This window comes from Massilia sp. CFBP9026 (genome assembly GCF_034045165.1).
In the GTDB taxonomy this organism is placed as follows: Bacteria; Pseudomonadota; Gammaproteobacteria; order Burkholderiales; family Burkholderiaceae_D; genus Telluria; species Telluria arenae.
In genome coordinates this window covers 83,013-109,135 of the sequence record NZ_JAXCWH010000013.1, presented here as the reverse complement: position 1 = coordinate 109,135, position 26,123 = coordinate 83,013, and the positions used below count along the sequence as shown (strand labels likewise).

The 26,123-nt window shown below is 66.0% G+C and carries 15 protein-coding genes and 1 riboswitch; of the genes, 7 read left to right on the top strand and 8 right to left on the bottom strand.

Going from position 1 to position 26,123, the window contains the following annotated elements; all coding sequences use genetic code 11:
* Positions 1–292 precede the first annotated feature (292 nt).
* A complete protein-coding gene (locus tag SOM28_RS24465; protein WP_320469730.1) occupies positions 293–2,161 on the top strand; it encodes a phosphoenolpyruvate carboxykinase (GTP) in 1,869 nt (622 codons plus the stop codon).
* Positions 2,162–2,263: 102 nt separating this feature from the next.
* Here the strand turns inward: SOM28_RS24465 and uvrA are convergent, their stop codons facing one another.
* Positions 2,264–5,113: an excinuclease ABC subunit UvrA gene (uvrA, locus tag SOM28_RS24460; RefSeq protein ID WP_123068454.1), complete on the bottom strand. Its 2,850-nt coding sequence runs from the start codon at positions 5,111–5,113 to the stop codon at positions 2,264–2,266.
* 445 nt (positions 5,114–5,558) lie between these two features.
* Between uvrA and ssb the strand changes: the two genes are divergently transcribed.
* Positions 5,559–6,062: a single-stranded DNA-binding protein gene (gene ssb, locus SOM28_RS24455; protein ID WP_109345880.1), complete on the top strand. Its 504-nt coding sequence runs from the start codon at positions 5,559–5,561 to the stop codon at positions 6,060–6,062.
* A 79-nt stretch (positions 6,063–6,141) separates the two neighbouring features.
* Here the strand turns inward: ssb and SOM28_RS24450 are convergent, their stop codons facing one another.
* Positions 6,142–6,525: a VOC family protein gene (locus SOM28_RS24450; RefSeq protein ID WP_320469729.1), complete on the bottom strand. Its 384-nt coding sequence runs from the start codon at positions 6,523–6,525 to the stop codon at positions 6,142–6,144.
* 66 nt (positions 6,526–6,591) lie between these two features.
* Entirely contained in the window at positions 6,592–7,842 is a 1,251-nt protein-coding gene (locus SOM28_RS24445) for an ROK family transcriptional regulator (protein ID WP_320469728.1), read from the bottom strand.
* A 150-nt stretch (positions 7,843–7,992) separates the two neighbouring features.
* Positions 7,993–8,211, top strand: a riboswitch (cobalamin riboswitch).
* A gap of 183 nt (positions 8,212–8,394) precedes the next feature.
* Between SOM28_RS24445 and SOM28_RS24440 the strand changes: the two genes are divergently transcribed.
* From SOM28_RS24440 to SOM28_RS24420, 5 genes are read left to right on the top strand one after another with little or no spacing between them, the layout of a single operon-like run.
* Positions 8,395–12,750, top strand: coding sequence for a cobaltochelatase subunit CobN (locus SOM28_RS24440; RefSeq protein WP_320469727.1), 4,356 nt, complete (start codon positions 8,395–8,397; stop codon positions 12,748–12,750).
* A complete protein-coding gene (locus SOM28_RS24435; RefSeq protein WP_320469726.1) occupies positions 12,747–13,190 on the top strand; it encodes a MotA/TolQ/ExbB proton channel family protein in 444 nt (147 codons plus the stop codon). Before SOM28_RS24440 ends, SOM28_RS24435 begins: the two co-directional genes overlap by 4 nt.
* Entirely contained in the window at positions 13,187–13,504 is a 318-nt protein-coding gene (locus tag SOM28_RS24430; RefSeq protein ID WP_123068461.1) for a DUF2149 domain-containing protein, read from the top strand. The genes SOM28_RS24435 and SOM28_RS24430 overlap by 4 nt, the downstream gene beginning before the upstream one ends.
* Complete coding sequence (locus SOM28_RS24425) at positions 13,504–15,588, top strand: TonB-dependent receptor (RefSeq protein WP_320469725.1); 2,085 nt, start codon at positions 13,504–13,506, stop codon at positions 15,586–15,588. Before SOM28_RS24430 ends, SOM28_RS24425 begins: the two co-directional genes overlap by 1 nt.
* Entirely contained in the window at positions 15,589–17,025 is a 1,437-nt protein-coding gene (locus SOM28_RS24420) for a PepSY domain-containing protein (RefSeq protein WP_320469724.1), read from the top strand.
* On the opposite strand, the gene SOM28_RS24415 is transcribed toward SOM28_RS24420, so the two are convergent.
* The 5 genes from SOM28_RS24415 to SOM28_RS24395 are packed head-to-tail and all read right to left on the bottom strand — an operon-like array spanning position 17,026 to position 26,073.
* On the bottom strand, positions 17,026–17,784 hold the full coding sequence (locus SOM28_RS24415; protein ID WP_123068464.1) for a ThuA domain-containing protein: 759 nt from the start codon (positions 17,782–17,784) through the stop codon (positions 17,026–17,028).
* Positions 17,785–17,801: 17 nt separating this feature from the next.
* Positions 17,802–18,689, bottom strand: coding sequence for an alpha/beta hydrolase (locus SOM28_RS24410; RefSeq protein WP_123068465.1), 888 nt, complete (start codon positions 18,687–18,689; stop codon positions 17,802–17,804).
* Positions 18,689–21,736 (bottom strand): glycosyl hydrolase family 28-related protein, encoded by a 3,048-nt coding sequence (locus SOM28_RS24405; RefSeq protein WP_320469723.1) that lies wholly within the window; start codon positions 21,734–21,736, stop codon positions 18,689–18,691. Before SOM28_RS24405 ends, SOM28_RS24410 begins: the two co-directional genes overlap by 1 nt.
* Positions 21,737–21,747: 11 nt before the next feature.
* Complete coding sequence (locus SOM28_RS24400; RefSeq protein ID WP_320469722.1) at positions 21,748–23,064, bottom strand: gluconate:H+ symporter; 1,317 nt, start codon at positions 23,062–23,064, stop codon at positions 21,748–21,750.
* 12 nt (positions 23,065–23,076) lie between these two features.
* A complete protein-coding gene (locus SOM28_RS24395; protein ID WP_320469721.1) occupies positions 23,077–26,073 on the bottom strand; it encodes a TonB-dependent receptor plug domain-containing protein in 2,997 nt (998 codons plus the stop codon).
* Between the last annotated feature and the right edge of the window lie 50 nt (positions 26,074–26,123).

Here is a 26,123-nt window from a genome sequence, read left to right as displayed (position 1 = left end):
CAAATAACAGGGTAGGGCATTTGCCCAAATAGCCTACTACATTACTAGGGCATTTCTCCTACTTTTTTGTAGTGAAAGGGCCCGTAAGGCGGTTTTTGGGGTGTACAATCGGCGCAGAACTTACAGGAATGACACGTATCCAACGGTGCTCATGAGACGCACCGCTCAGCCTTGCCAGAGGCTGCCGACCCGACCGCTGACCCACCGCGATCCTGACCAGGCCGATTGCCCAATGATTGATCCCGACCCAGCGATCCACCCGAATTCTTTATTGGCATTTGGAGGACTCCCCATGAACCAGCCCGTGATGGGCGGCATTGCCGCACTGAACGTTCCAGCTTACATCAAACATCAAAAGCTCATCAATTGGGTCGCGGAAATCGCCGCCCTGACCAAGCCTGACAGCATTTACTGGTGCGACGGTTCGGAAGAAGAATACGACCGCCTGTGCGCACAGATGGTCGAAGCGGGTACGATGAAAAAGCTCAACCCCGCCAAGCGTCCGAACTCTTACCTGGCCTGGTCCGATCCGTCGGACGTGGCGCGCGTCGAAGACCGCACCTATATTTGCTCCACTACCAAGGAGCAGGCTGGCCCCACCAATAACTGGATGGAACCGGCCGAGATGCGCCGCACCCTGCACGGCCTGTTCGACGGCTGCATGGCCGGCCGTACCCTGTACGTGGTGCCGTTCTCGATGGGCCCGCTGGGCTCGCCGATCGCCCATATCGGCGTCGAATTGTCCGACTCGCCTTATGTCGCGGTCAATATGCGCATCATGACGCGCATGGGCAAGGCCGTGTACGACGTGCTGGGCCCGGACGGAGAGTTCGTTCCCTGCGTCCACTCGGTCGGCGCACCGCTGGCTGCCGGCCAGAACGACGTCGCCTGGCCATGCAATGCCACCAAGTACATCGTGCACTATCCGGAAACCCGTGAGATCTGGTCCTTCGGTTCCGGCTACGGTGGCAACGCGCTGCTGGGCAAGAAATGCTTCGCCCTGCGTATCGCCTCCAACATGGGTTATCAAGAGGCGCAGCAGGGCGGCACCGGCTGGCTGGCCGAACACATGCTGATCCTGGGCGTCGAGTCGCCCAAGGGTGATAAACAATATGTCGCGGCAGCTTTCCCTTCGGCCTGCGGCAAAACCAACTTCGCGATGCTGATCCCGCCGAAGACCTTCGACGGCTGGAAAGTGACGACCATCGGCGACGATATCGCCTGGATCAAGCCGGCGGCGGACGGCAAGCTGGTCGCGATCAATCCGGAAGCCGGCTACTTCGGCGTGGCCCCAGGCACCAACGAAAAGACCAATCCGAACTGCATGGCCTCGCTGCGCGAGAACGTGATCTTCACCAACGTGGCGCTGACCGACGACGGCGACGTGTGGTGGGAAGGCATGACGAAAGAAGCGCCTGCACACCTGATCGACTGGCAGGGCAAGGACTGGACCCCGGCCTCCGGCAGCAAGGCGGCGCACCCGAATGCGCGCTTCACCGTGGCAGCAACCCAGAATCCGGTGATCGACCCGGCCTGGGACGATCCGGCCGGCGTGCCGATCTCGGCCTTCATCTTCGGCGGCCGCCGCTCGACCACGGTGCCGCTGGTGACCGAGGCCAACAACTGGGTGGATGGCGTCTACATGGCCGCAACCATGGGTTCCGAGACCACCGCCGCAGCCGCCGGCCAGATGGGCGTGGTGCGCCGCGATCCGTTCGCGATGCTGCCCTTCATCGGCTACAACATGAGCGACTATTTCCAGCACTGGCTGGATCTCGGCAAGAAAGTGGCCGCAATCAATCCGGCTGTGCTGCCGAAGATCTTCTGCGTCAACTGGTTCCGCACTGGTGAGGACGGCAGCTTCGTATGGCCGGGCTACGGCGACAATATGCGCGTGCTGAAATGGATCCTCGACCGTACCGAGGGCAGCGCCGCCGCCGGCAACGCGCACCTGTTCGGCACGACGCCGTCGTATGGTGACCTGAACTGGGATGGCGTGGAGTTCACCGAAGCGCAGTTCACCCAGATCACGTCGATCGACAAGAACGCATGGGCCGAAGAGCTGAAGCTGCACGGCGAATTGTTCGACAAGCTGGCTTACCGCCTGCCGCAAGAGCTGGTGGATACCAAGGACCGCCTGGAGAAGCAACTGGCCGGCTGAAGACCGGCCGAGTGGGGGAGAGGCCGTGATTCAAAGCGGCAATATAAAAAAGAACAGGGGCAACGCCAATGGCGTTGCCCCTGTTTCATTTGGGTCTGAAGATCACCCCTTCAGCAGCGGCTTCAGGTACTTGCCCGTCGGGCTGTCCTTGACCTTCGCTACTTGCTCCGGCGTGCCGCAGGCCACGATGGTGCCACCGCCGGCGCCGCCTTCCGGCCCCAGGTCGACGATCCAGTCCGCGGTCTTGATCACGTCAAGGTTGTGCTCGATGATGGCGAGCGTATTGCCCTGGTCGCGCAGGCGGTGGATCACTTTCAGCAGCAGGTCGATGTCGGCGAAGTGCAGGCCGGTGGTCGGTTCATCCAGGATGTACAAGGTGCGTCCGGTGTCGCGCTTGGACAGTTCGAGTGACAGCTTGACGCGCTGCGCCTCGCCGCCCGACAGGGTGGTCGCGCTTTGTCCCAGCTTGATATAGCCCAGGCCCACGTCCAGCAAGGTCTGCAGCTTGCGCGCGATGACCGGCACTGGCTTGAAGAACTCGTGCGCATCCTCGACCGTCAAGTCCAGCACTTCGGTGATGTTCTTGCCCTTGTACTGCACTTCCAGCGTTTCGCGGTTGTAGCGCTTGCCATGGCAGACGTCGCACGGCACGTACACGTCCGGCAAGAAGTGCATCTCGACCTTGATCACGCCATCGCCCTGGCACGCTTCGCAGCGGCCGCCCTTGACGTTGAACGAGAAGCGGCCGGCGCTGTATCCGCGTTCCTTGGCGGTCGGCACGGTGGAGAACAGGTCGCGGATCGGCGTGAAGAGGCCGGTATAGGTCGCCGGGTTCGAACGCGGCGTGCGGCCGATCGGCGCCTGGTCGACCGAGATCACCTTGTCGAAGTGTTCCAGGCCGTGGATCGAGCTGTGCTCGGCCGGCTCGGTCTGCGAACCGTACAGGTGGCGCGACAGCGCCGGATACAGCGTGTCGTTGATCAGGGTCGATTTGCCGGAACCCGAGACGCCCGTCACGCAAGTCATCAGGCCCACTGGCAAGGTCAGCGTCACATCCTTCAGGTTATTGCCTTTCGCGCCCGTGATCACCAGCTGGCGCGCCGGGTCGGCCTTGGTGCGCTTCTTCGGCACTTCGATCTTGCGCCGGCCGTCCAGGTACTGGGCGGTCACCGAATGCTCGTTGTTCATGATCTGCTCGAGCGTGCCTTCGGCAATGATCTGGCCGCCATGCACGCCCGCACCCGGACCCATGTCGACGATGTAGTCGGCGGTGCGGATCGCGTCTTCGTCATGCTCAACCACCAGCACGCTATTGCCGATGTCGCGCAAATGCTTCAGGGTGGCGATCAGGCGATCGTTGTCGCGCTGGTGCAGGCCGATCGACGGTTCATCGAGCACGTACATGACGCCGGTCAGGCCCGAGCCGATCTGCGAGGCCAGGCGGATACGCTGGGCTTCGCCGCCGGACAGGGTATCCGCGCTGCGGTCGAGCGACAGGTAGTCCAGGCCGACATTGTTCAGGAACTTGAGGCGCGAAATGATTTCCTTGATCACGCGCTCGGCGATGTCCTTCTTGGCGCCAGTGAGTTCCAGGGTCTCGAAGAAGTTCAGGGTTTCGCGCAAGGGGCGATCCGACACTTCGTAGATCGCGCGCTGCTGGGCGCCCTGGCCGATCTTGACGAAACGTGCTTCGGTGCGCAGGCGCGCGCCTTCGCAGGCCGGGCATTTCTTCTCGTTGATGAACTTGGCCAGCTCTTCCTTGACCGCCATCGAATCGGTCTCGCGGTAGCGCCGCTGCAGGTTGTTGACCACGCCTTCGAAGGTATGCTCGCGGATCACGGTGCGGCCGCGTTCGTTCACATAGCTGAACGGGATCGCGGTCTTGCCCGAGCCGAACAGCACGGCTTCTTGCGAGGTCTTCGGCAATTGCTCGAAAGGCTTGTCGAGGTCGAAGTCGTAATGGGCCGCCAGGCTCTGCAGCATCTGGAAGTAGAACTGGTTGCGGCGGTCCCAGCCCTTGACGGCGCCGGAGGCGAGCGACAGGTGCGGGAAGGCCACGACCCGCTTCGGATCGAAGAACTCGATATGGCCCAGGCCATCGCATTCCTGGCAGGCGCCCATCGGGTTATTGAACGAGAACAGGCGCGGTTCGAGCTCTTGCAGCGAGTAGCCGCAAACATTACAGGCGAACTTGTTCGAGAAGACGGTTTCCTTCTCGGTATCCATCTCGTAGGCCACGGCGCGGCCATCGGCCAGGCGCAGGGCGGTCTCGAAGCTTTCGGCCAGGCGCTGCTTGATGTCCGGGTTCACTTTCACCCGGTCGATCACGACGTCGATGCTGTGCTTCTCGGTCTTCTTGAGCTTGGGCAGTTCATCGATTTCATAGATCTTGGCTGCATTGACGCCGCTGGCGATGCGGAAGCGCACGAAGCCCTGGGCCTGCATGGCCTGGAACAGGTCGCCGTGTTCGCCCTTGCGGCCGGCCACGACCGGCGCCAGGATCATCAGCTTGGTGCCTTCCGGCATGGCGAGCACGGCATCGACCATCTGCGATACGGTCTGGGCCGACAGCGGCTCATGCGGGTGCTGCGGGCAATACGGCGTGCCGACGCGCGCGTACAGCAGACGCAGGTAGTCGTGGATCTCGGTGACGGTGCCGACGGTCGAGCGCGGGTTGTGCGAGGTCGCTTTCTGTTCGATCGAGATCGCCGGCGACAGGCCTTCGATCAGGTCGACGTCCGGCTTCTCCATCAGCTGCAGGAACTGGCGCGCATAGGCCGACAGCGATTCGACGTAGCGGCGCTGGCCTTCGGCATACAGGGTGTCGAAGGCGAGCGACGACTTGCCCGAGCCCGACAGGCCGGTGATCACGATCAGCTTGTTGCGCGGCAGGTCGAGATTGATGTTCTTCAGATTGTGCGTGCGGGCACCACGAATGCGAATTTCTTCCATTAAGTTGGGCAGACTTTCTATCAGTTTTTGCGGGGCCGCAAACGCTACCAGCGCGGTAAGCGGGCCAATCGGGGAGAACCCGTAAGTGTAGCGCGTTTTTGTTTCGGCTGTACATCTATCCAGTGGTTGCTGTACCAGCGGTGCCAAGTTGGCATACCACTTTGACAAGCGCAGGAAGGCCGGGTCTATGCTATGTGGGCCGATCCCCGGGCGCTTCAATGACAAAGCGTTCAGAACTGGAAAATAATTTTCAGGGCGGTTATTTATCTGACTTAATCGACAACGAAACAGCCGATTCGATGGTGCGTCCGGACTGATGCCAGCCAACGAAAAGGATTGCTGAAACCGGGTGGCGGACCGCATAATAGTCAGCTGCAACACACCGTTCCCTGACGCCTAGAAATACGCAGAGTCAGGGCTTACCATACCCAGCAGGAGTAACACCATGGCATCAGTCAACAAGGTCATCATCGTCGGCAACCTCGGCCGCGACCCAGAAATTCGCTACATGCCGAGCGGCGACGCCATCGCGAACATCGCGGTCGCCACCTCGTACAAATCCAAAGACCGCAACACCGGCGAGCAGAAAGAGCTGACCGAGTGGCACCGTATTTCCTTCTTCGGCCGCCTGGCCGAGATCGTGGGCCAATACCTCAAGAAGGGTTCGTCGGTCTACGTCGAAGGCCGCCTGCAGACCCGCAAGTACACCGACAAGGACGGCATCGAGCGCTACGCCACCGACATCATCGCTGAAAACATGCAGATGCTGGGCGGTCGCCAGGGCATGGGCGGCGACAGCATGGGTGGCGGTATGGGCGGCGGCATGGACGACGACTACTCGGCCCCGCAGCGTCCGGCTCCGCGCCAGGCGCCACCGGCCCCGGCCGCGCGTCCACAGCCGAAACCGGCGCCGAACTTCTCGGATATGGATGACGACATTCCGTTCTAAACTGTCCGGACCGGTCTTGTAAAAAACGCCCTGTGGATCCTTGATTCACAGGGCGTTTTTCATTACGTGTATTCAGCGGTCAGGCGCTGTTGATGCTCAAGATATTCCCGTCAGGGTCTTTGAGCCACACGATCTTCAACTGGCCAGCAATATGGACGTCGCCCTCGCGCCGCAAGCCGCCCATGTCGTAATGCTCGAAGCGGGCGCCCTTGGCCTGCAGTGCGGCGACGATATCGTCAAACTTGTCGCCGACATCCCAGGTAATGGCGGTCGCCTGGTTCGTGCCGGCGTACTCCGAGCGGTAGACGAACACCCGTGTGTTGCCGCTGCGGTAGAGCGCCATGTCGTCATCGCCGCCATCGCTCTCGACCGGCTTCAATCCCAGCACATTACCGTAGAACTCTCTTGCCGCAGCCATATCGCGTACGCCGACTGTTGCGGCCGCATCCATATTCGCCAGCATGATCGTCTCCATGGTGATGGTGGCGAATACTCTAGCGCGAACAGGTCCGGTACCGCGCACGCCTTGCTAGCGCCGGGCCGCCTTCAGGAACAGTCCATGCGCCGGCGCGAAGTTGGCATGCAGCGGCAGATAGGCCGCGCCGATGACCTTGGCCGTCATCCCGATCGTCCCCGCCATCACCAGCGGCCGCTCCGTGCCCTGCCAGCTGTAGCGCGTCATCTGCTCCTGCATCGCGGCGATCAGGCGTTCGAGCAGGGCGCGGCTGACGGCGCCATCGACGATCACGCCATCCAGGTCGAGCAGGCAGGCCGCGCCGGTGACGCCGAAGGTGATCGCATTGGCGGCTTCCTCGATCCATTGCCGGGTCACGGCTTCCCACGGCCCGCTCAACAGGCGTTCATCGCCGAACGCCAGCAGTTCCAGGCCGGCCTGCGCATGCATCTCTTCCAGCCGCACCAGCGAAGCCGCCCCGAGCAGCTGCGGCGCCACGCCGCGTTCCTCCGTTCCGGCCAGGCCAAGTGGCATCGAGCCGATCGCGCCGGCATTGCCGAACTGGCCGCTGTGCGGCTCGCCGTCGATCACCAGGCCGCCGCCGACCAGGGTGTCGACGAACACGTACAGATAGCTTTTCAGCTTGCGTCCGCGGCCGGCCACCAGTTCGGCCACGCAGGCCGCGATCGTGTCCTTGGCGAAGTCCACGCGCAGCGGCGTCATGGCTTGCAGGCGAACGCGCACGTCGACCCGGCGCCAGGCTTCTGCCTCTTGCGGCAACAGGCTTTCCAGGCCGTGCCAGGTGCCCAGCGTGAGCGGGGCGGCCAGGCCGATGCCGGTCAGGCGCGGCGCCAGTTCCGGGCCGAGGAAGTCGTCCACCTCGCGCAGCCTGGCGTCGATGGCGGCGAATACCTGTTCCACTTCGGGGCTGGCGTAGGGCGTCGACGACTGCCAGCGCAGCGCGCCCGTGAAATCGAGCAGGACCACGTCCAGTGCGCGCCGGCCGATCTGGATCCCGATCGAGAACGCGCCTTCCGGGTTCAGGGCGATCGGCTGCGACGGCTGGCCGACCTTGCCCCGCACCGCGTCGCGCTTGACCACCAGTTGCTCGTCCAGCAGGCGGTTGATGATCACCGAGGCCGTTTGGGTACTGAGCTTGGTCAGGCGCGCGACTTCGGCCTTGGGCAGGCTGCCGTGGGTGCGGATCGCCTGCAGCACGACCCGCTCGTTGTATTCGCGCATGCCGACCTGGTTCGAGCCGACGCTGCGCAGCAGCGGCATGGTGGCGGGATCAAAGGCGGTAGGCGGTGCGTTATCGGGCGGCATGGCGCGGGCGTTCAAGGGGAGGGACGGCTGGAAGCCGCCAGTATAAATCCATTCCCGGTAAATAAACCCGTGCGATTTATTTTTCAGGGCAATCTCGATTGCGGAAGAAAAATAATGCGGTGACAACTGGTCGAACTTGGCGGTAGAATCGCGCCCAATCAAGTGAATGGTGCCTTCCTGCTCGTCTGCAGGGAGGTGAAACGGGAAGCCGGTGACGTGCGCGATAGCATCGCGCGCCAGTCCGGCGCAGCCCCCGCTGCTGTAAGCCTGACGACTCCGATCGAACGCCACTGTGCCCTGTGCACGGGAAGGCAGGACCGGGGAAGGAAGACGGCGAGCCAGAAGACCGGCCATCCACGATGCATTCGTACGTCCCGGGGTGAGGGCGTGCCTGTTGGTTGTTCGCTGTTCCTTCTTTTGCTGCTCGTGCTATCGCCCATGCGGTCGTGCGCCCTCGTGGCGTGCGCGCACGCGTCCCTGTTCATCGTGAAGGATGGCGGCTGCCTGTTGTCATGCGCGCTTCAAGCGCGCAGCTAAAAGGTCGACGTTCACATGAACACGCTTTTCCTTGTCCGCATCTGCGCCGCATTGGCGTTCCTGCTCGCCTGCGCTTCCAGCAGCGCCGCGACCCTGTTCGCCGTGGTCACCGAGCGCGCCGCACCCGGCGCCATCGAGGCCGCCCACCGCCACCTGGCCAGCCATCCGCAAGACCGCATCCTGCTGCGCACCCCGGCCCAGCTGATGGCGGCGGGTGAGCGCGACGTGGCCAAGTGGATCGCCGGCGCCGACACCATCCTGGCGGTATCGCTGTTCGGCGACCCGGCGCGCCGCATGAAGGATGGGCTGGCGCGCCACGCCAGGCCGGCCACCGCGGTGCTGGCGCTGAACGGCGAGGCGACCCTGAACCTCATGACGCGCTCGCGCCACGGCAGCCTGGCCGGATTCTCGCCCGAGCTGCTGCGCCAGCTGGCGGGCGAGGCCCCGCCGCCGGCCGCGCTGCAGGCGGCCGACGCCGATCCCGCCGCCCGCCACTGGCTGGCCGCGCGCCGCGTGTGGCAGGCGGGCGGCGTCGACAACACAACGGAGCTGATGCGGCACCTGCTCGCGCCAGGCACGCCCCTGGCCGATCCGCAGCCCGAGCCCACCCTGCGCCTGCGCGTGGGACAGCGCGAGATGCAGGACGCCGCCGCCTGGGGCAATGCCTCGAAGCTCGGCCTGCAGGACCGGCCGACCGTGGTCGTGCTCGACCTGGCGAATATGGATGGCGTGGTGCCCGCGGCGCTGTGCCGCCGCATCGAGCAACTGGGCCAGCCCTGCGTGCAGCTGCTCACGCGCTGGGGCGGCGCCTCGCGCGAAGCGCTCGAGCGCCTGCCGCAGCTGGTCGCGCCGGCCAAGCCTGCGGCGCTGGTGGTGCTGCAGGACTTCGTGGTCGGCGCCGCCGAGGGCCGTGCGGCGGTGGACGAAGCCTTCAAGCGCCTGGACATCCCGGTGTTCAAGGCGATCCGCCTGTCGGACCGCACCGCGATGCAGTGGCAGCTGTCGCCCGATGGCCTGCCACCCGATTCGGTCCAGTACCGCGTGGCCCTGCCCGAGCTGCAGGGCATCAGCCAGCCGATGGTGGTGGCGGCCCTGGGCCAGCCCCAGCGCGACCGCCAGACCGGCATCGAGAACCGCCCGCCGGTACTGCTGCCGGCCGAAGTCGACCGCCTGTCGGGGCGCGTGGCGCGCTGGCTGGCGCTGCGCGCCAAACCGAACGCCGACAAGAAGGTCGCGATGGTTTATTACAACCATCCGCCGGGCCGCCAGAACATCGGCGCCGACAACCTCAATGTGCCGGAATCGCTGTTCGACATGCTGCATGCCCTCAAGGCGGCCGGCTACACGGTCGGTGAACTGCCGGCGTCGTCCGAGGCGCTGCTCGACATGATCATGGCGCGCGGCGTCAACCTGCCGGAAGACCGCGCCGCCCTGCGCGAGATGGCCGGCACCGTCAATGGCGTCACGGCCCGGGATTACGCGCGCTGGTTCGCGACCCTGTCGCCGCGGGTGCGGGGCGAGATGCAGGACGGCCTGCTGGGGCGCCTGCATGCCGACGTGCTGGCGGCCGAAAAGGCCGGCGAACGCGCGCTGGGCCGCAAGCAGGCCGAGACCGTGATCGAGGAGCTGCTGCACCTGGTCGAGGGCGTCGACCATCCGCAGCGCGTGCAGGCCACGCGCGACCTGCATGCGCTGGAAGAGGGTTATTTTGCCTGCCTGGACGACGTCAAGCCACGTCCATGCCAGTCGCTTGCGCCCCTTTATCGGCGCCTGATCGGCTACGGCATCGAAGGCATGCGCGGCTGGGGCCCGGCGCCGGGCAAGGTGATGGTCGATGGCGGCAAGATGCTGGTGCCGGGACTGGTGTTCGGCAACGTCTTCATCGGCCCGCAGCCGCCGCGCGGCTGGGAAGTGGACGAGGAACTGCTGCACGCGAATACCAGCATCACGCCGCCGCACCAGTTCCTGGGCTTCTATCACTGGATCCGCGACCGCTTCAAGGCCGACGCCGTGGTGCACGTGGGGCGCCACTCGACCTATGAATTCATGCCGGGCAAGGCCGTCGGCCTGTCGAGCGACGACTATCCGAGCCTGATCGCGAGCGACCTGCCGGGCATCTACCCGTATATCGTCGACGGCGTCGGCGAGGGCACGCAGGCCAAGCGCCGCGGCCTGGCCATCATCGTCGACCACCTCACGCCGCCGCTGGCGACCACGCCGCTGTACGACGAGCTGCTGTCGCTGCGCCAGATCGTCGAGAGTTTCGAAGCCGCGTCGTCCGAATCGCTCAAGACCCAGGCCGCGCAGTTGATGCGCGAGCGCGTTGTGGCCCTGAACCTGCGCGCCGAGCTGGAGGCGTCGATGTCCGACGTGCTGGAGGTGCGCGGCATCGGCTTCGACGCGGCCGACGACGACCTGCTGGCGCACGAGATCGGTCACTATCTGACCAAGCTGCAAGAGAAATTCATGCCCCACGGCCTGCACGTGTTCGGCCGGCCGTGGAGCCGCGAGTCGCTCGATCTGATGCTCGACTCGATGAAGAAGAGCGGCATCGACGATCCCGACGTCGCGCATAAGCTGCGCGACTCGTCTCGGCGCGAGATGGCGGCGCTGCTGGCCGGCCTGGATGGTCGCTACATCGAGCCGGGCAAGGGCAACGATCCGCTGCGCTCGCCCGAGGCGCTGCCGACGGGCCGCAATTTCCATGCGGTCGACGGCGACATCCTGCCGACCCAGCTCGGCTACGGCCTGGGCCGGCAGATGGCGGGCAAGGCCGCCGAGCGAGACAAGGTAGGCGAGGGCAGCGAAGGCATCATCCTGTGGGCGTCCGACGCCGTGCGCGATGAAGGCGTGATGGTCGGCTTCGCGCTGGCGATGATGGGCGCCGAGCCGGTCTGGAATGCGCGCGGCATCGTCACCGACGTGAAGCTCACACCCGGCGCCGTGCGGCGCGACGCGGTGGTCACGACGTCCGGCCTGTTCCGCGACCTGTACCCGAACCTGATCCGCCTGATCGACCGCGCCGGCAGGCTGGCGCTGGCGGCGTCGGCGCAGACGCTGGTCGAGCAGGATCCATCGCTGCGCGAGGGTCTGCAGGCGGCGCTGGCGCCGATCGAAGGGGCTGTGTGGGGCAGCGAGCCGGCCACGAGCAATCGCGTGGCGCGCGAATGGCTGACCCGCCAGCGCGCGCTGGCGGCGGGCGGCATGGCGGCCGGCGAAGCCGGGCAGGCGGCCGCGCTGCGCGTGTTCGGCGATGCCCCGGGCGCCTACGGAACCGGCGTGAACCGCCTGGCCGAGCGCTCCGGCGCCTGGCGCGAGCGCGAAGAGATCGGGCGCGCCTACCGCAACCGCATGGGCCATGCCTATGGCTTGGATGCCGAGGGTGCCTCCAGCCACCGCGCCTTCGACGTGGCGCTCGACGGCATCCACCGCACCTACCATGGCCGCGCCAGCAATCTGTATGGCCTGCTCGACAATAACGACGCCTTCGACTACCTGGGCGGCCTGTCGCTGGCGGTCGAGACGCGCACCGGGCGCGTGCCGGCCGCGCTGATCCTGCAGCATGCGCAGCCGGGCCAGGCCGACGTCGAGCCGCTCGCCAGCGCCCTGCTGGGCGAGCTGCGCGGACGCTTCCTGAACCCGGCCTGGCTGCGCCCGCTGATGGACAACGGTTATTCCGGCGCGCGCACCATGGGCCAGGAATTCATCGAGAACCTGTGGGGCTGGCAGGTGACGCGGCCCGACCTGGTCAAGAACTGGGCCTGGGACGAAGTGAAAGCCGTCTACTTCGACGACCGGCACAAGCTCGGCCTGCCCGAATTCCTGGGCCAGCGCCACAACGCGCACGTGAAGGCGCACATGCTGGCGGTGTTCATGGTGGCGGCCGAAAAAGGATTCTGGAAGACCGATCCCGAGACCATCCGCCGCATGGGCGGCGAACTGGCGCGCCTGGTGGCGGCCAACGGCCTGCCGGGCAGCGGCCATACGGCGCCCGATCACCCGATGTGGGGCTGGCTGGCGCCGCAACTGGATGGCGCGGATGCGCAAAAGCTTGGCGTGACGCTTGCCAAGGCGCGTGGCGAGTTGCTGCCGGCAGTGGCGACGTCCGTCCCTGCCGTCGCCGCCCCGGCGCAGCAAACCCCAGCGCCTGACGCTGGCGAAGCGAGCGAACCGGCGTCGCCAGCGCCGGCGCCCGCGCTGTTGCCCGAACCAATGCGCGTCTACGAACTGAAGCAGCAACCCGAACCCGCGCAACCGGCAGCGCTGCGCATCGTGCAGGTGCTGGCCATCCTGGCCGCCTGCCTTGCCCTGTTCTCGCTCGGCCTGTGGCGCGGCCGGCACATCCCTCAACCTCTCAGGAGTCATCCATGATCGAAACCCTCTCTTACGCCTGGCTGCACGACGCCGTCAGCTGGCTGCTCGCGCCGTCCCTGGTGGCGCTGCTGGCCGGCTGCGCGATGGCGCTGGTCGAATCCGGCATCGCCGTCGGCGAACGTTTCCACGGCCTGGCCAGGCTGCGCGACAGCGGCGACGTCGAGGCGGTGCAGCGCATTGCCCGCTACCGCCTGGAGCGCGCCGACCTGCTGGCGCGCATCCCGCCGATGCTGGGCCTGATGGCCACCATCATCCCGCTCGGACCTGGCCTGGCGGCGCTGGGCGAAGGCGATCCGGCCAAGCTGGCCAGCGCCGTTACTGTCGCTTTCGACGCCACCGTGCTGGGCCTGGTGGCCGGCATCGGCGGCTTGGTGATCGGCAAGCTGCGCCGCCGCTGGTACGAAGAGACGCTGGACGCGATGGAGCCGCAAGCATGAGTGGGCGCGGCAGACTGCGGCTGTACCGCCACCTCGACGCGCGCTTCGACCAGAGCGACGAAGACCCGCGCGCCAGCCTCGTCAACCTGGTCGACGTGATGCTGGTGTTTGCCTGCGGCCTGATCGCCGCCATCGCCGGCACGCAAGGGAGTCTGAAAACCCCGCAGCCGGTGGAGAAGGGCCGCCAGATCGAGCGGCCCGCCAGCGGCGTGACCCAGGATGGCAGCGGCTATGACCGCGTCGGCGAGGTATTCCGCGATCCCAAGACCGGCCAGCTGATGCTGATCGAACCCGTGCAAACCAAGAACAAATAATGAACACCATTTTCCAAGCCCGCCCGCTCGCCGCGGCCATCGCCCTGCTGTGCGCCACCAGCGCCTTCGCACAGGACCTTCCCATCGTGACGATTCGTGGTCCGGCCGGCGACGAAGGCCTGGCGCTCGACCGCCAGAACACCATCGGCAGCCGCCTGGACATCAGTGCGCTCGACCTGCCGGCCAGCGCCGAGAGCCTGAGCGCCGCCACCATCGCCGCGCGGGGCGATCTGCTGGTCAAGGATGCGGTGACGCGCACCACCGGCCTGACCGACAGCAGTTCGCCCGGCAGCGGCATCAGCTATTCGGCGCGCGGCTTCAACGGCAACAACTCGATCGCGATGCTGGAGAACGGCCAGCGCCTGCTGGTCGGTTCCACCACCGCGACCTATCCGGCCGATCCCTGGGGATACGAGACGATCGAGGTGCTGCGCGGTCCCGGTTCGGTGGTCCATGGCAGCGGTACCACCGGCGCCATCATCAATGCCGTGCGCAAGGCGCCGCGCCGCGAATCCTCGCTCGAGATCCTGGGCGGCATCGGTGGCGGTGAATCACTGCGCGCCGGCATCGGCGCCACCGGTGCGCTGGGCGAGCAGGGCGCCTTCCGCGTCGACGCCTACGCCGGTCGCAGCGACGGTTTCATCGACCGCGGCGAATCCCGCCACGGCAAGATCCTGACCAGCATGACGACGACCCTGGCGCCAGGCGTGACCCTGTACGCCCAGCTCGATCATGCCGAACAGGAGCCGATCCGCTACTTCGGCACGCCGCTGGTGAACGGCGGCCTGGCCGAACGGCTGCGCGACGAGAACTACAATGCCGGCGACGCTGTGCTGCGTTTCGTCGACGACAAGGCCGTCGCACGCCTGAACTGGCAAGTGGCGCCGAACCTGGACATCAGCAACGAACTGGCTTACTTCAAGTCGCGCCGCGACTGGCGCAATATCGAATCGTATGCCTACGATCCGGTGCGCGACGTGGTGGACCGCAGCGACTACATCGGCATCCGCCACGACCAGGAGCAAACCGCAAACCGCCTGGAGGCGCGCTGGAAGACCGGCGCTAACCAGGTCGTGGCGGGCTGGGAAGCGTCGACCATCAACTTCAAGCACACCAACAACTCGCCGTACGGCGGCGCATCGACGGTGGCGCCGAGCGGCTTCGACCCGGGCAGCTTCTGGGACACCCCGGATCCGTTCCGCCCGAACTTCGCGACCGACACCACCACCCATGCCTTGTACCTCGAGGATGCCTGGCGCGTGGACGAGCGCCTGCTCCTGACGGCAGGCGCACGCCATGACCGCTACAAGATCGACCGCCGTAACCTGCTGGCCGACAGCGGCCATTTCGGCACCACCCTGCGCGCCAATTCGGTCCGCGTCGGCGCGAGCTGGAAGCTGGCTCCGGACACTTCGCTCTACGGCCAGGTCAGCACCGGCAGCGATCCGCTGACGAGCCTCTTGTCGATGACCCTGGCCAACAGCAAGTTCAAGCTGACCGACGCGCGCCAGGTCGAGGCGGGCGTCAAGCAGATGCTGGCCGGCGGCCGCGCCGAGTGGACGGCGGCGCTGTATCGGATCAAGAAGGACGACATCATCACGCGCGATCCCGAGAATCCGGCATTGTCGGTGCAGGGCGGATCGCAGACCTCGCAGGGCGCGGAAGTGAGCGCCAGTGTAAGCCTGGCCCCTGGCTGGCGCATGGATGCCAACGTGGCCTACACGGATGCCGAGTTCGACGAGCTGCTGGAGGCGGGCAACGTCTCGCGCGCCGGCAATCGCCCGGCCAACGTGCCGAAGGTCTCCTCGAACCTGTGGCTGACGCACCGCGCTGGCGACTGGCGCACGGGCGCCGGCCTGCGCTACGTGGGTGAACGCTTCATCAGCAATGCCAATACTCAGACCTTGCCGGCCTATACCACGCTGGACGCCTCGATCGGCTGGGCCCTGAGCCGCAACGTGCAGCTGCAGCTCAACCTACGCAACCTGACCGACAAGCTGTATGCGATCACCTCGTATGGTTCTTCGCAATACCTGCTGGGCGACGAGCGTCATGCCGAGCTGACCGTCCACTGGCGTTACTAAGTGGTGTCCTGGAAGCGCCAGCTCTACTGGTGGCACCGCTGGCTGGGCATCGCGATCGGCTTGCTGGTGCTGCTGTGGTTCGGTTCCGGCATCGTCATGATGTACGTGCCGTATCCGGAGCTGACGGAACGGGAGCGCATGGGCTGGCTGGCGCCGCTCGATCCGGACCGTGTGCAGGTAACTGCTGCTGAAGCCTGGACCGAAGGTGGGACTGAAAGCGCGGCGCCGGATGCGGTGCGCCTGAATACCGTGGCGGGCCGACCCGCGTGGCACTTCCAGCACGAACGCACCTGGCATTCGGTATGGGCCGACAGTGGCGCGCAGCTGGAAGTGAACTACCTGATCGTCTCGAGCAGCGCGCGCAGCGCGGCGCCCGATGCGCGTTCACTGGCAGTCGACAAGATCGAACTGGACCAATGGACTTTCGGCGCCGTGCGCGCGCACCGGCCCCTGTATCGCGTTGCCGCCGACGACGACGCCGGCAGCGTCCTGTACGTGTCCGGCCGCACCGGGGAGCTGGTGCGCGACACGACCCGCAGCGAGCGCGCCTGGAACTGGGTCGGCTCCGTCATCCATTGGGTATACGTGACGCCGCTGCGCAAGCACAACGAGGCCTGGCGCCAGGCCGTGATGTGGACGTCCGGCGTGGCCATGGTGCTGGCCGTGACGGGCATGGTGATCAGCATCTTGCGCCTGCGTGTGCGACGTCGTTACGCGGGAGGCCAAATGTCGCCCTATACGGGCTGGAAGGCCTGGCACCACTGGCTAGGTCTCGGTATCGGAGCGCTGGTCATCACCTGGCTGTTCAGCGGCTGGTTGTCGGTCGGTCCGTTCGGCTTTCCGTCAGGCGGCGGTGTCACCGCGCACGACCGGCAGGCATTCGCCGGCGGTGCGCTCGACAGCGACGACCTGGCGCTGGATGCGGCAGCGCTGCTGCGTGCGCATCCCGGCACCCTGGAACTGGAATGGCGTCGCGTGGGCGGCAAGCTGTATCTGAGTGCGCTCGGCCGCCAAGGACGCAAGCTGGTCGATACACGCGACAGCGCCGCCGTGCCTGGCGTGCCGCACGACGCGCTGCTGCATGCCGCGCAAGCGATCCGCCCCAGGGCGCCGATGCAGGCGGAACTGCTCACCGGTCCGGACGACTATTACTACAGCCATCACCGCGAAGCGGCCTTCCCGGTCTTGCGTGCGCGCTTCGACCTGCCTGAAGCGCCAGTGTTCTACATCGATCCGGCCCAGGGCCGCCTGGCCGGCTACGTCGACCGCGACAAGCGCTGGGACCGTTGGCTGTTCAACGGCTTGCACCAGCTGGACTTCGCCTTCCTGCGCACCAGGCCGCTGTGGGACGTGGTCGTGATCGTCCTGTGCGTGCTGGGCTTTGCCCTGACCTTCAGTGGCCTGGTGCTGGGCTGGCGGCGCTTGACGAAAGGATGATCAGCGCTGCTGGCCGCGGCCGGTCGCGGCCCAATAGATCCCGCCCAGCAGATGGCCCAGGTATTGCGGGTCGCGGTACATCTCGCCGTTGTGTCCGAGCGTGGTGACAAACACGCGGCCCTTCTCGTGCTGGTGGTGCCAGGCGATCGGGTGGTCCTTGCCCATGCCCTTCACCGTCTGGCCCGGCCAGATCAGGGTCGGGTCGTAGCTCGACTCGTCCACGTTCAGCACCGGGTTGATCGTCACGTTGTAGGGATTGGTGAAGGTGTAGAACTCGTCGCTCCAGACCCAGCGCTCGGGCAGGCCGAAGGTGGCGGGGAAACGCTTGTCGACGACGGTCACCACCCCGGTCTGCAGCTTGGGATGCAGGCCGACCGTGCGGCCCACCATCTTCTCGAACCAGACCCAGTCGTTCGGCTTGGCGATCGCCGCGCGGTGCACCACGACGGCATTGCCGCCGCCGCGCATATAGTCCTCGAAGTTGGCGCGCTGCGCCGGGTTCAGTTCTTCGCCCGGCGTGTTCAGGAACATCACGGCCGCATACTGTTTCAGGTCGCCTTCGAATACCTGGGTCTTGCTGGTGTAGGTGAGCGCAAATGAATGCAGCTTGGCCAGGCGCTCCAGGTTGTCGCGCGCGATCGGGATGTATTCGTAGTGGTATTTGCCGGGCGTGGCCAGGACCAGCAGCTTGAACTGGTCTTCGGCCAGGCTGTCCGCTGTGGCCAATGCGATCATGATGGATAGTGTCAGGTACTTCATCGTGTCTCCTCGTGTTATCAGGGCGCCGGCACGCCTTCGGGCTGGCGTCCGGCGCGCGGCACCAGCCAGCCGCCGTCGGACAGCCAGTCGGCCAGGCGGTCCGGCCAGTGCTGCAGCGAGACGCGCTCGCCGCGCTGGCCCATATTGAAGGCGTGGTCGGTGTCGGCATACAGGTGCAGTTCGGCCGAGACGCCGGCCGCCACCAGCTGCTGGTACAGCGCGATCGTGGGTGGCATGCAGCAGGCGTCGCGCGAACCGGCGACCAGGAAGGCCGGCGGGGCGTTGTTCGCATCGCTGGCGGGCGTGCCGAGCGGTCCAGGATATACCAGTACCTGGAAGTCGGGCCGGGCCGACTGGCGGTCCAGCACATCGCCGCCAGACGCGAGTGCCGGCGCCGGATGATTGGCCACCAGCGCCGCCAATTCGCCGCCGGCCGAAAAGCCCATCACGCCGATGCGTTCGGAATCGACGCCGTAGCGCGCCGCGTTGGCGCGCACCCAGCGCACCGCGCGCCGCAGGTCGCCGGCGGCGTCGCCCTCGATGCTGTAGGCCGAGTTTCCATCGCGCGCCAGCCGGTACTTGAGCACGAAGGCGGTGACGCCAATCCGGTTCAGGGTCTTCGCCGCCACCATGCCCTCGTTCTGGAACACCAGCATGCGGTGCCCGCCGCCAGGGACCACGATCACGGCGGCGCCATTGGCGTGGCGGCGGTCGGCCTGGGCCACCGTCAGCGACGGCGCATGCACATTGCTGAAGTAGACGCCGTCCTTGACCGTCTCGGGTTCGTGCTGGCGGCCCTGGGATCCGGGCGCCCCTTCGGGCCACAGCTGGATCACTGACGGCTGCTGCGCAATGGCGCTGCCGGACACCAGCAGCGCCGCGCACAGGATGCGGATCGCGCGCATCAATCCTTGACCCGGGTGGAGTACAGCGAGTGATGGGTCAGGATGAACAGCGTGCGTTTATCAAGGCCGCCGAAGATCAGCTGCAGCGGGCGTTCCGGCACGTCGATGCGGCCCTTCTGCTTGCCGTCCTTGCCATAGACGAAGACCTGGCCGTTGGCGACATAGACGTCGCCGTTCGGGCCGACCGCCGCGCTCTCGCCGCCGCGGTTGGCCAGCAGCTTGAGGTCGGTGATGCCGCCGCCCGCGTTGACGGTGCCGCTGAAGGTGCGGTTCTCGGAACCGTTGGTGAACACCACGCGCTGGCCCACCGGCGCCGTGACGAAGCCGAAGGCCTGCAGCGAATCGGCCCAGCGCCAGCCCAGGTGGTCCGCCGCGCCTTGTCGCAGCACGCGGTAGGCGGGCAGCACCAGGCTGCCGTCGGGCGATACGTATTCTTCCTTCTTCGGCAGGGCGACGTCGCGTGCGAACATCTCGGCCAGGGTCGTGAATTCGAAGGTGTCGTAGTTGAGCTGGTCCTTGAATTCGCCGTTCTGCCAGAAGTTGACCGGCACCGCGACCCGCGCACCCTGACGCGGTGCGACCGGGGTCGGCTTGATCATCGTGATCTCCGTTCCCGGCGTGCCCGGTTTGAAGGCGTAGACGCTGGCCTGCGGGCCGTAGTTCGAGATCACCATCAGGTTGCCGCTATTGTCGATCGCCAGGTTGACCGGATCGAGCGGGGCGTCGCGCACCACGACCAGGCCCTCGTCCTTCGTGTAGCTGTAGATGCGCTTCCAGTGGCGGTCGACGAAGTACAGCTTGCCCTTGGCGTCGACGGTGGCGCCGGCGATCGAATAGAAGCCGCCTTCCAGCTTGTCGACCTTGCCCAGCGGGGCGGGCGCCTTGCGCTGCTGGCCGGTGTAGTCGAACACGGCGAACTCGCGCTCGCGCACCTCGAGCTTGTTGGAGACGTCGCGGATCGCGTTCTCGTAGGCGAACTTGCTGGCGCGCAGATAGGTGGTGCAGCCATTGTCGTCGCAGGTGGCGAAGCCGCTCTCGCCATTCACGTGCACATTGCGAAAGCGGATGTCGCTGGAATTGGTGATCAGGATCGCCGCCGGCATCGGTTTATAGGAACGCGTCACGCGGTAACCGTGGTAGTTCGCGAACAGCAGGTTCTTCGAGTTGCGGATCTCCAGCGACACCGCATCGGCGCCGTCGCGGATTTCTTCCTCGGTCTGCGGCGCCAGGAATTCCCAGTTCTCGACGTTGTCCAGCACGATCTCGGCGCGGATATGGTGTTCGGCCGACAGCTCATAGACCTTGCCCGGTGTTTTGGTATTGCTCACGTAGAAGCCGGCCTGCGCATAGCCGCTGGGCGACCAGATGCCGGAGAAGGTGCCGCCTCCGCCATCGGTGACCCACACGCTCGGATACTGGCGGTCCCAGTGCGCGGTGGTGTCGAATTTTGCATCCTTCTGGTACGGGTCGGCGCGGCGGCCGTCGTACAGGCGGGTGCCATGGCCGCCCTGGATACGCACGTCGTCTACCAGCGAGTGTTCGCCGGCGCGCCACAGCAGCGCCACCGCGCGGTTGTTGATCTCGCCGGTCGCGAGGCCAATGCCGGACACGATGCCTTCGCCGCCGCGTGCGCTTTCCAGCAGCGCCTTGGGGCTGTCGACGCCCTGGAACTTGGGCGAGCCGTTCGGGATCAGGAGCTGGGTCAGGCCCGGGTGCAGGGCGATGATCACGGTGTCCGGCCGCATGCGGATGGTGTCGTTGACGACATAGAAGCCCAACGGCAGGTAGACCACGCGGTTGCTGTCGATCGCCTTCTGGATCGACGCCGTGTCGTCGGTCTTGCCGTCGCCTTTCGCGCCATAGGTGTGCACATTGGCCCATTCCTTCGACGCCGGCAGCGGGCGTAGGGCGCGGACGGGTTCCTTCAAAGGCGACGGCAACGCAGCCGTCTTGTAATTGGTCGAGAACGTCCCTGGCTCGCCCATCTGCTTGATGAACAGCCCGTAGTTGAATTCGCTGACGGTATAGTCGCGGCCCTTGCCCGCCAGCGTCTTGCCGCTGTCGCGGAAGCGCACGAACGTTGGCACGTTGCGCGCGATGGCGTTCTCCATGCCGACCTGGGTGTACACATTGTCTTCGTTGCTGACGATGAGCGCCGCCTTGCTGACGTTCTCGAAGCGCACATCCTTGCCCCACAACCAGTCGCCATAACCGCGGTTGATCTCGACGCCGACCGGTGTGTCCTTGATTTCCGTGTTGATCATCGTGAGGCTGGCTTCATGCTCGCGGATCGCGGCGTCGCGCTGCCCCTCGAACCTCGAATCCATCAGCGTGAACTGCCAGGCCGGCGAAGTCTTTTCGCTCAGGATGCCGTAGCGGCCGCCGTAGAAGCGCAGGTTGTAGGCCACGTTGCCAACCTGGTAGACGCCGGCCAGGCCGGAGCCAAGGTGGAAGTCGATGTGGCTCAGGTTGGAGTGCTGGGCCGTGTGCATGCGCACCGCGGCGGCGGCCGGATTGCCGTCCTTGATCTCGAAGTCGACGTTCGACAGCGCGGAATAGAAGGTCGAGGAGTTCGCGTTACGCACCGCCTTGCCTTCATCAAAGCTGAACGGCACCGCGCTCGGCACCGGCATCGGCACCTTGCCGACGCTGTACTGGTCGCCGCCGGTGAAGATGATCATATTGGCCACGCCCTTCTGGAAGCCGGGCGTGTTCTCGGCCAACACGAACACGGGACGGGTTGGGCCGACGCCGTACAGGCGCACGGCCAGCGGGATCAGCAGCGAGCGGGTAATGCGATAGCGGCCCGAGGGCAGGAACGCGATGCCGCCCTGGCCCTCGCCTTTTCCCGATTTTGCGGCGGTGTCGAGGGCAAGCTGGATCGCGGCCGTGTCGTCGGCCTTGCCGTCTCCCTTGGCACGCACTACGACGGCGCGCGGGTCTTCGGGCATGGTCTGGTAGGCCGAGATGGATGCGGCGTTCGCTGCGCCGGCCAGCAGGAGCGACAGCGCGAGAGCACGCGGAAATACGGATAGTGTTGTCATCATTGATCTTTTCCTCAGCTATTGAGAAACAGCGACAGAAGCATCACGAACAGCAGGCCGAACACGCCCACCAGGGTCTCCATCAGGGTCCAGGAGCGGAAGGTATCCTTCAGGGACAAGCCAAAATATTCCTTGAACATCCAGAAGCCGGAGTCGTTGACGTGGCTGCACATCAGGCTTCCCGCGCCGATGGCCAGCACCATCAGGTTCGGGTCGACGCCCGAACTGTGCACCAGCGGCGCCACGATCCCGCCGGCCGTCACACCGGCCACCGTGGCCGATCCCAGGCAGATGCGGATCACCGTTGCGACCGACCAGCCCAGCACCAGCGGCGGCACCGGAAGGCTGGACAACAGCGCACCGAGATCGGCGCTGACACCTGATTCCACCAGCACCTGCTTCAGTGCGCCGGCACCGGCGATAATCAACAGGATCGGTGCGATCTCGCGCATCGCCTCCGCCGGTCCCTGCATCACGGCGGAAAAGCGCCGCCCTTGCGCCAGGCCCAGGGTCCAGATCGCGACCACGTAGGACACCAGCATCACCACCAGCGGGTTGGCGAGGAAGGACAGGCTGCCGTTCAGGTCGGGCCGCGCCATCATGAGTACCGTCGTCGCCCCCAGCAGCAGCACCGGCAGCAGGGCGGTGGCGAAGCTGTTGACGACGCCCGGCAGCTCGCCCTCCTGCAGCGCATGGCCGTCCTGGAACATGGCCGCCGGCTGCGCCTGGATGCGGCGCAGCGACATCGCGAACACCGGGCCGGCGATGATCAGCGTCGGTATCGCCACCACGATCCCGTACAGCAGCGTGGTGCCCATGTCGGCGTGGATCGCCGAGACCAGCGCCACCGGCGAAGGATGCGGCGGCAAAAAGCCGTGCGCGATCGACAGCCCGGCCAGCAGCGGAATGGCCAGCGCCACCGCCGGACGTCCCGAGCTGACCACCAGCGAGAAGATCAGCGGCACCAGCAGCACGAAGCCGACGTTGTAGTACAGCGGAATGCCGACCACGAAGCCGGTGACGGTCAGCGCCACCGGGATGCGGGACGGTCCCAGCGCGTCGACCAGGCAGGTGGCGATGCGGCGCGCGGCCCCGCTGTCGGCGATCAGCTTGCCGAACACGGCGCCCAGGCAGATGATCACCACCAGGGAGCCGAGCAGGTCGCCGATGCCTTTCTCGATCGCGCCCGGGATCTTCGACGGCGGCACCCCGAGCAGCAGGGCCGCCACGATCGACGCCGCCACGAAGGCCAGCAGGGGCTGCACCTTGCCCCAGGCGATCAACAGCGTCAGCAGGCCGACCGCCAGCAGTACGGAAGCGATGTTCCACACGGCCGGCCCCTGTCAGAAGCCGTAGCGCAGGCCGGCCCGGTAGGTGCGTCCAACCACGTCGTACAGCGCCGGATTGATGCCATAGCTGGCATTGGTCTGCGGCGCCGCTTCCGGCGCGCGGTCGGTGACGTTGTCGATCTTGACGTAGGCCTGCAGCTGCTTCGACAGGTTGTAGCTCGCGCCGATGTCGAGATAGGCCGCACCCTTCATCTTGTTGTCGTAGATGGTCGGGTGGATCAGGGTCGACATCGGGCAGTTGGTCTGGCACTCGATGAAGTCGTTGCGATAGGTGCCGTCGCTGATCCAGCGCTCGGTCAGCGTGAGGCTCAGCTTGTCGTTCTCCCAGGTCTGCTGCGCCAGCACCTTCCACTTCGGCGTATTGCCCATGTTCGAGCCGGCCGAATCCACCGCGATGGTGCCGACCACGCCCGACTCGGTGATGTAGTGCAGGTTGCGGGTGGCCAGCGCGCGGAAGGTGAAGCGGCCCGGCAGGGCAAAGCGCTCGAGGCCAGTCCGGTAGGCGGTCTCGAGGTCGAAGCCCTTGACCTTCAGCGAGGCCAGGTTGAAGTTCTGCACCGTGACGTAGTTGTTGCCCGGGCTGTTGAGCACCATCGCCTGGCAGATCTCCTGGTTGCCGGCCACGCACAGGTCGACTTCCTGCTGGATCGTCAGCGCCGAGATCACGCCTTTGACTTCGATGTCGAAGTAGTCGGCCGAGATGGAAAAGCCCGGCGCCCACTTCGGCTGGCTAAGGACGATGCCGAAGGTGTTGTTGCGCGCGATCTCGGGACGCAGGCCGGTATTGCCGACGGTGCGTTCCTGGACGCTGATGGTATTGCCCTGGTACTGGACCACGTTGTTGACCACCACCGGCGCCGCGAACAGCTCGGAGAGGTTCGGCGCGCGCACGTCCTTCGAGGTCACGCCGCGCAGGCGCAGGCCGTCGATCGGCGTCTGCCAGGTGGCGCCGAGCTTCCAGCTGCCCACGCTGCCGGCGGTGCTGTACTTGGTCTCGCGGTCGGCCAGATTCAGGTTGGCCTCGCCCCAGGTCTCGGACTTGAACACCGGGATGTTCAGTTCCACATAGGCTTCGCGCACGTTGTAGCTGCCTTCGCCGGCGTGGAAGTTACCGGCGTACCAGTTGTTGCCGACGGTGGTATTGAGCAGAGGGTCGGCCGGGTACATCGCATTGTTCGGCGAAGACGGCATCACGCCGTTGCCATAGGCGTCGCCGCGCACGCGGTATTTCTCGCGCCGGTATTCGGCGCCGGTCGCCAGCGAGATCGGGCCGGCCCAGCCTTCGAACAGCTCGCCGTTGATGTTGAAGCTGCCAACGTCCTGGCTTTGCGTAGTGCGCTGGCGCGGGCCGTTGGCCGGTGCGATATAGGCCCAGGCGGCCGGATCGATCGGGTTGTCGCCGATGATATTGAGCGGCACGCAGCCCGACGCCGCGGCCACCGGGTTGCGGCAGACGATGCGCCCGTCCGGTGCGCGCACCGCATCGATCGCATTGTTGTAGCGCGCGTTGAGCGTCATGTTGAAGGCGTCGAGATTGGTCTTGTTCTCGCCGTGGGTCACGTAGGCGTCGTACGACCAGTCCTTGCCGAACAGGGCGAACTTGCCTTCGGCGCCGAGCACGAAGCGGCGCTGGGTGCGGGTCGGCTGGACGTCGATGTTCTCGGGGAAGACCGCGTTCGCGGTGCCGTACTGGAAGCTGGTGATGTTGTTGCGCGCGCAGGCATCGACGATCGACGCCGGCAGGAAGGGGTTCGAGCACTGGATGTTCAGGTTGGCGTTCTTGGCCGCGCCCGGGTTGGGCGAGAAGCGCGAGTCCACCTTGCCGAAGTTGGCGGTGAAGTAGAGCTGGTGGTCCGGGGTGAGGTCATACGACATGCGGGTGTAGGCCACCTGGCGCTTGAAGTTCATCGCCAGGTTGGTGCCCGAGCCCACGCTGCCGCTCAAGTCGCCGCCGATGCAGAACGGATTGACGCAGTTGGTGACGGCGCCGGTGCCGGTCGGCCGGCCGTTGGAGCCGTACTGGAACTGGTAAGGCACGCCGCCCGCGCCGAAGGCCGTGCCCTGCAGCGGGCCGCTGGTGATCAGGCCATACTTGGCGTACTGGTATTGCTGCGCCTGTTCGATCACCCGGTATTGCGGTAGCCCGTCGCCGGTCTGGTTCAGCGGACGCACCGAGTAGGCCGGGTTCTGGTACCAGGTGCGGCCGTTCGGGCCCTTGCCGCCGAAGCCGGGCGATTCGATCCCGTTCTCCTTCGTGAACTCGGCGCTGGCCGTCACGTGGAAGCGGTCGTTCAGGAAGGCCTTGCCCCAGGCCGCCTGCACGCTGCCGCCCCGGTCGTCGTCGTACTTGGTCTGGCCGCCCTGGACGTGGGCCTTGAAGCCGGTGAATTTTTTATCGGTGACGAAGTTGACCACGCCGCCCACCGCGTCCGAACCATACGATGCCGAGGCGCCGCCGGTCACCACGTCGACGCGCTTGACCAGCAATTGCGGGAACTGGCTGACGTCGGTCACGCCGGTGACGTTGGCGCCGACCACGCGCTGGCCGTCGAGCAGGGTCAGGGTCCGGATCGTGCCCAGGCCGCGCAGGCTCAGGGAAGACAGGCCCTGGATGCCGCTGCTGGTGCTGTTGGTGCTGGTGGTGCGGCCGGTGCTGCCCTGCAGGGCCGGCAGTTCGGCCAGGGTGTTGAACAGGTTCGGCTTGGCCGATTTCTCGAGGTCGGCGCTGGTGAGGCTGGTGGTCGGCGTCGGCATGGTGAAGCCGCGCGCGGCGATGCGCGAACCCGAGATGCGCACGACGGTGGTGGCGCTGCCGTCGGCCGGTGCCGGAGCGGCGGCCGCCTGTGCGGCGTCGGCCGGCACGGTCTGTTCCGCGCTGTCGGCGGCGGGCGCCGGCTCGGGCTGCACTTGCTGGGCGTGGGCGATGCCCACATTCCAGCAGGCGCTGGCCACGGCCAGGCTGATGAGAGTCCGTTGAACTGGTGTACGCATGATGTCTCCTCGATGCTTGTTGTATGGGAGCGCGCCGTCTCTATGGTCGG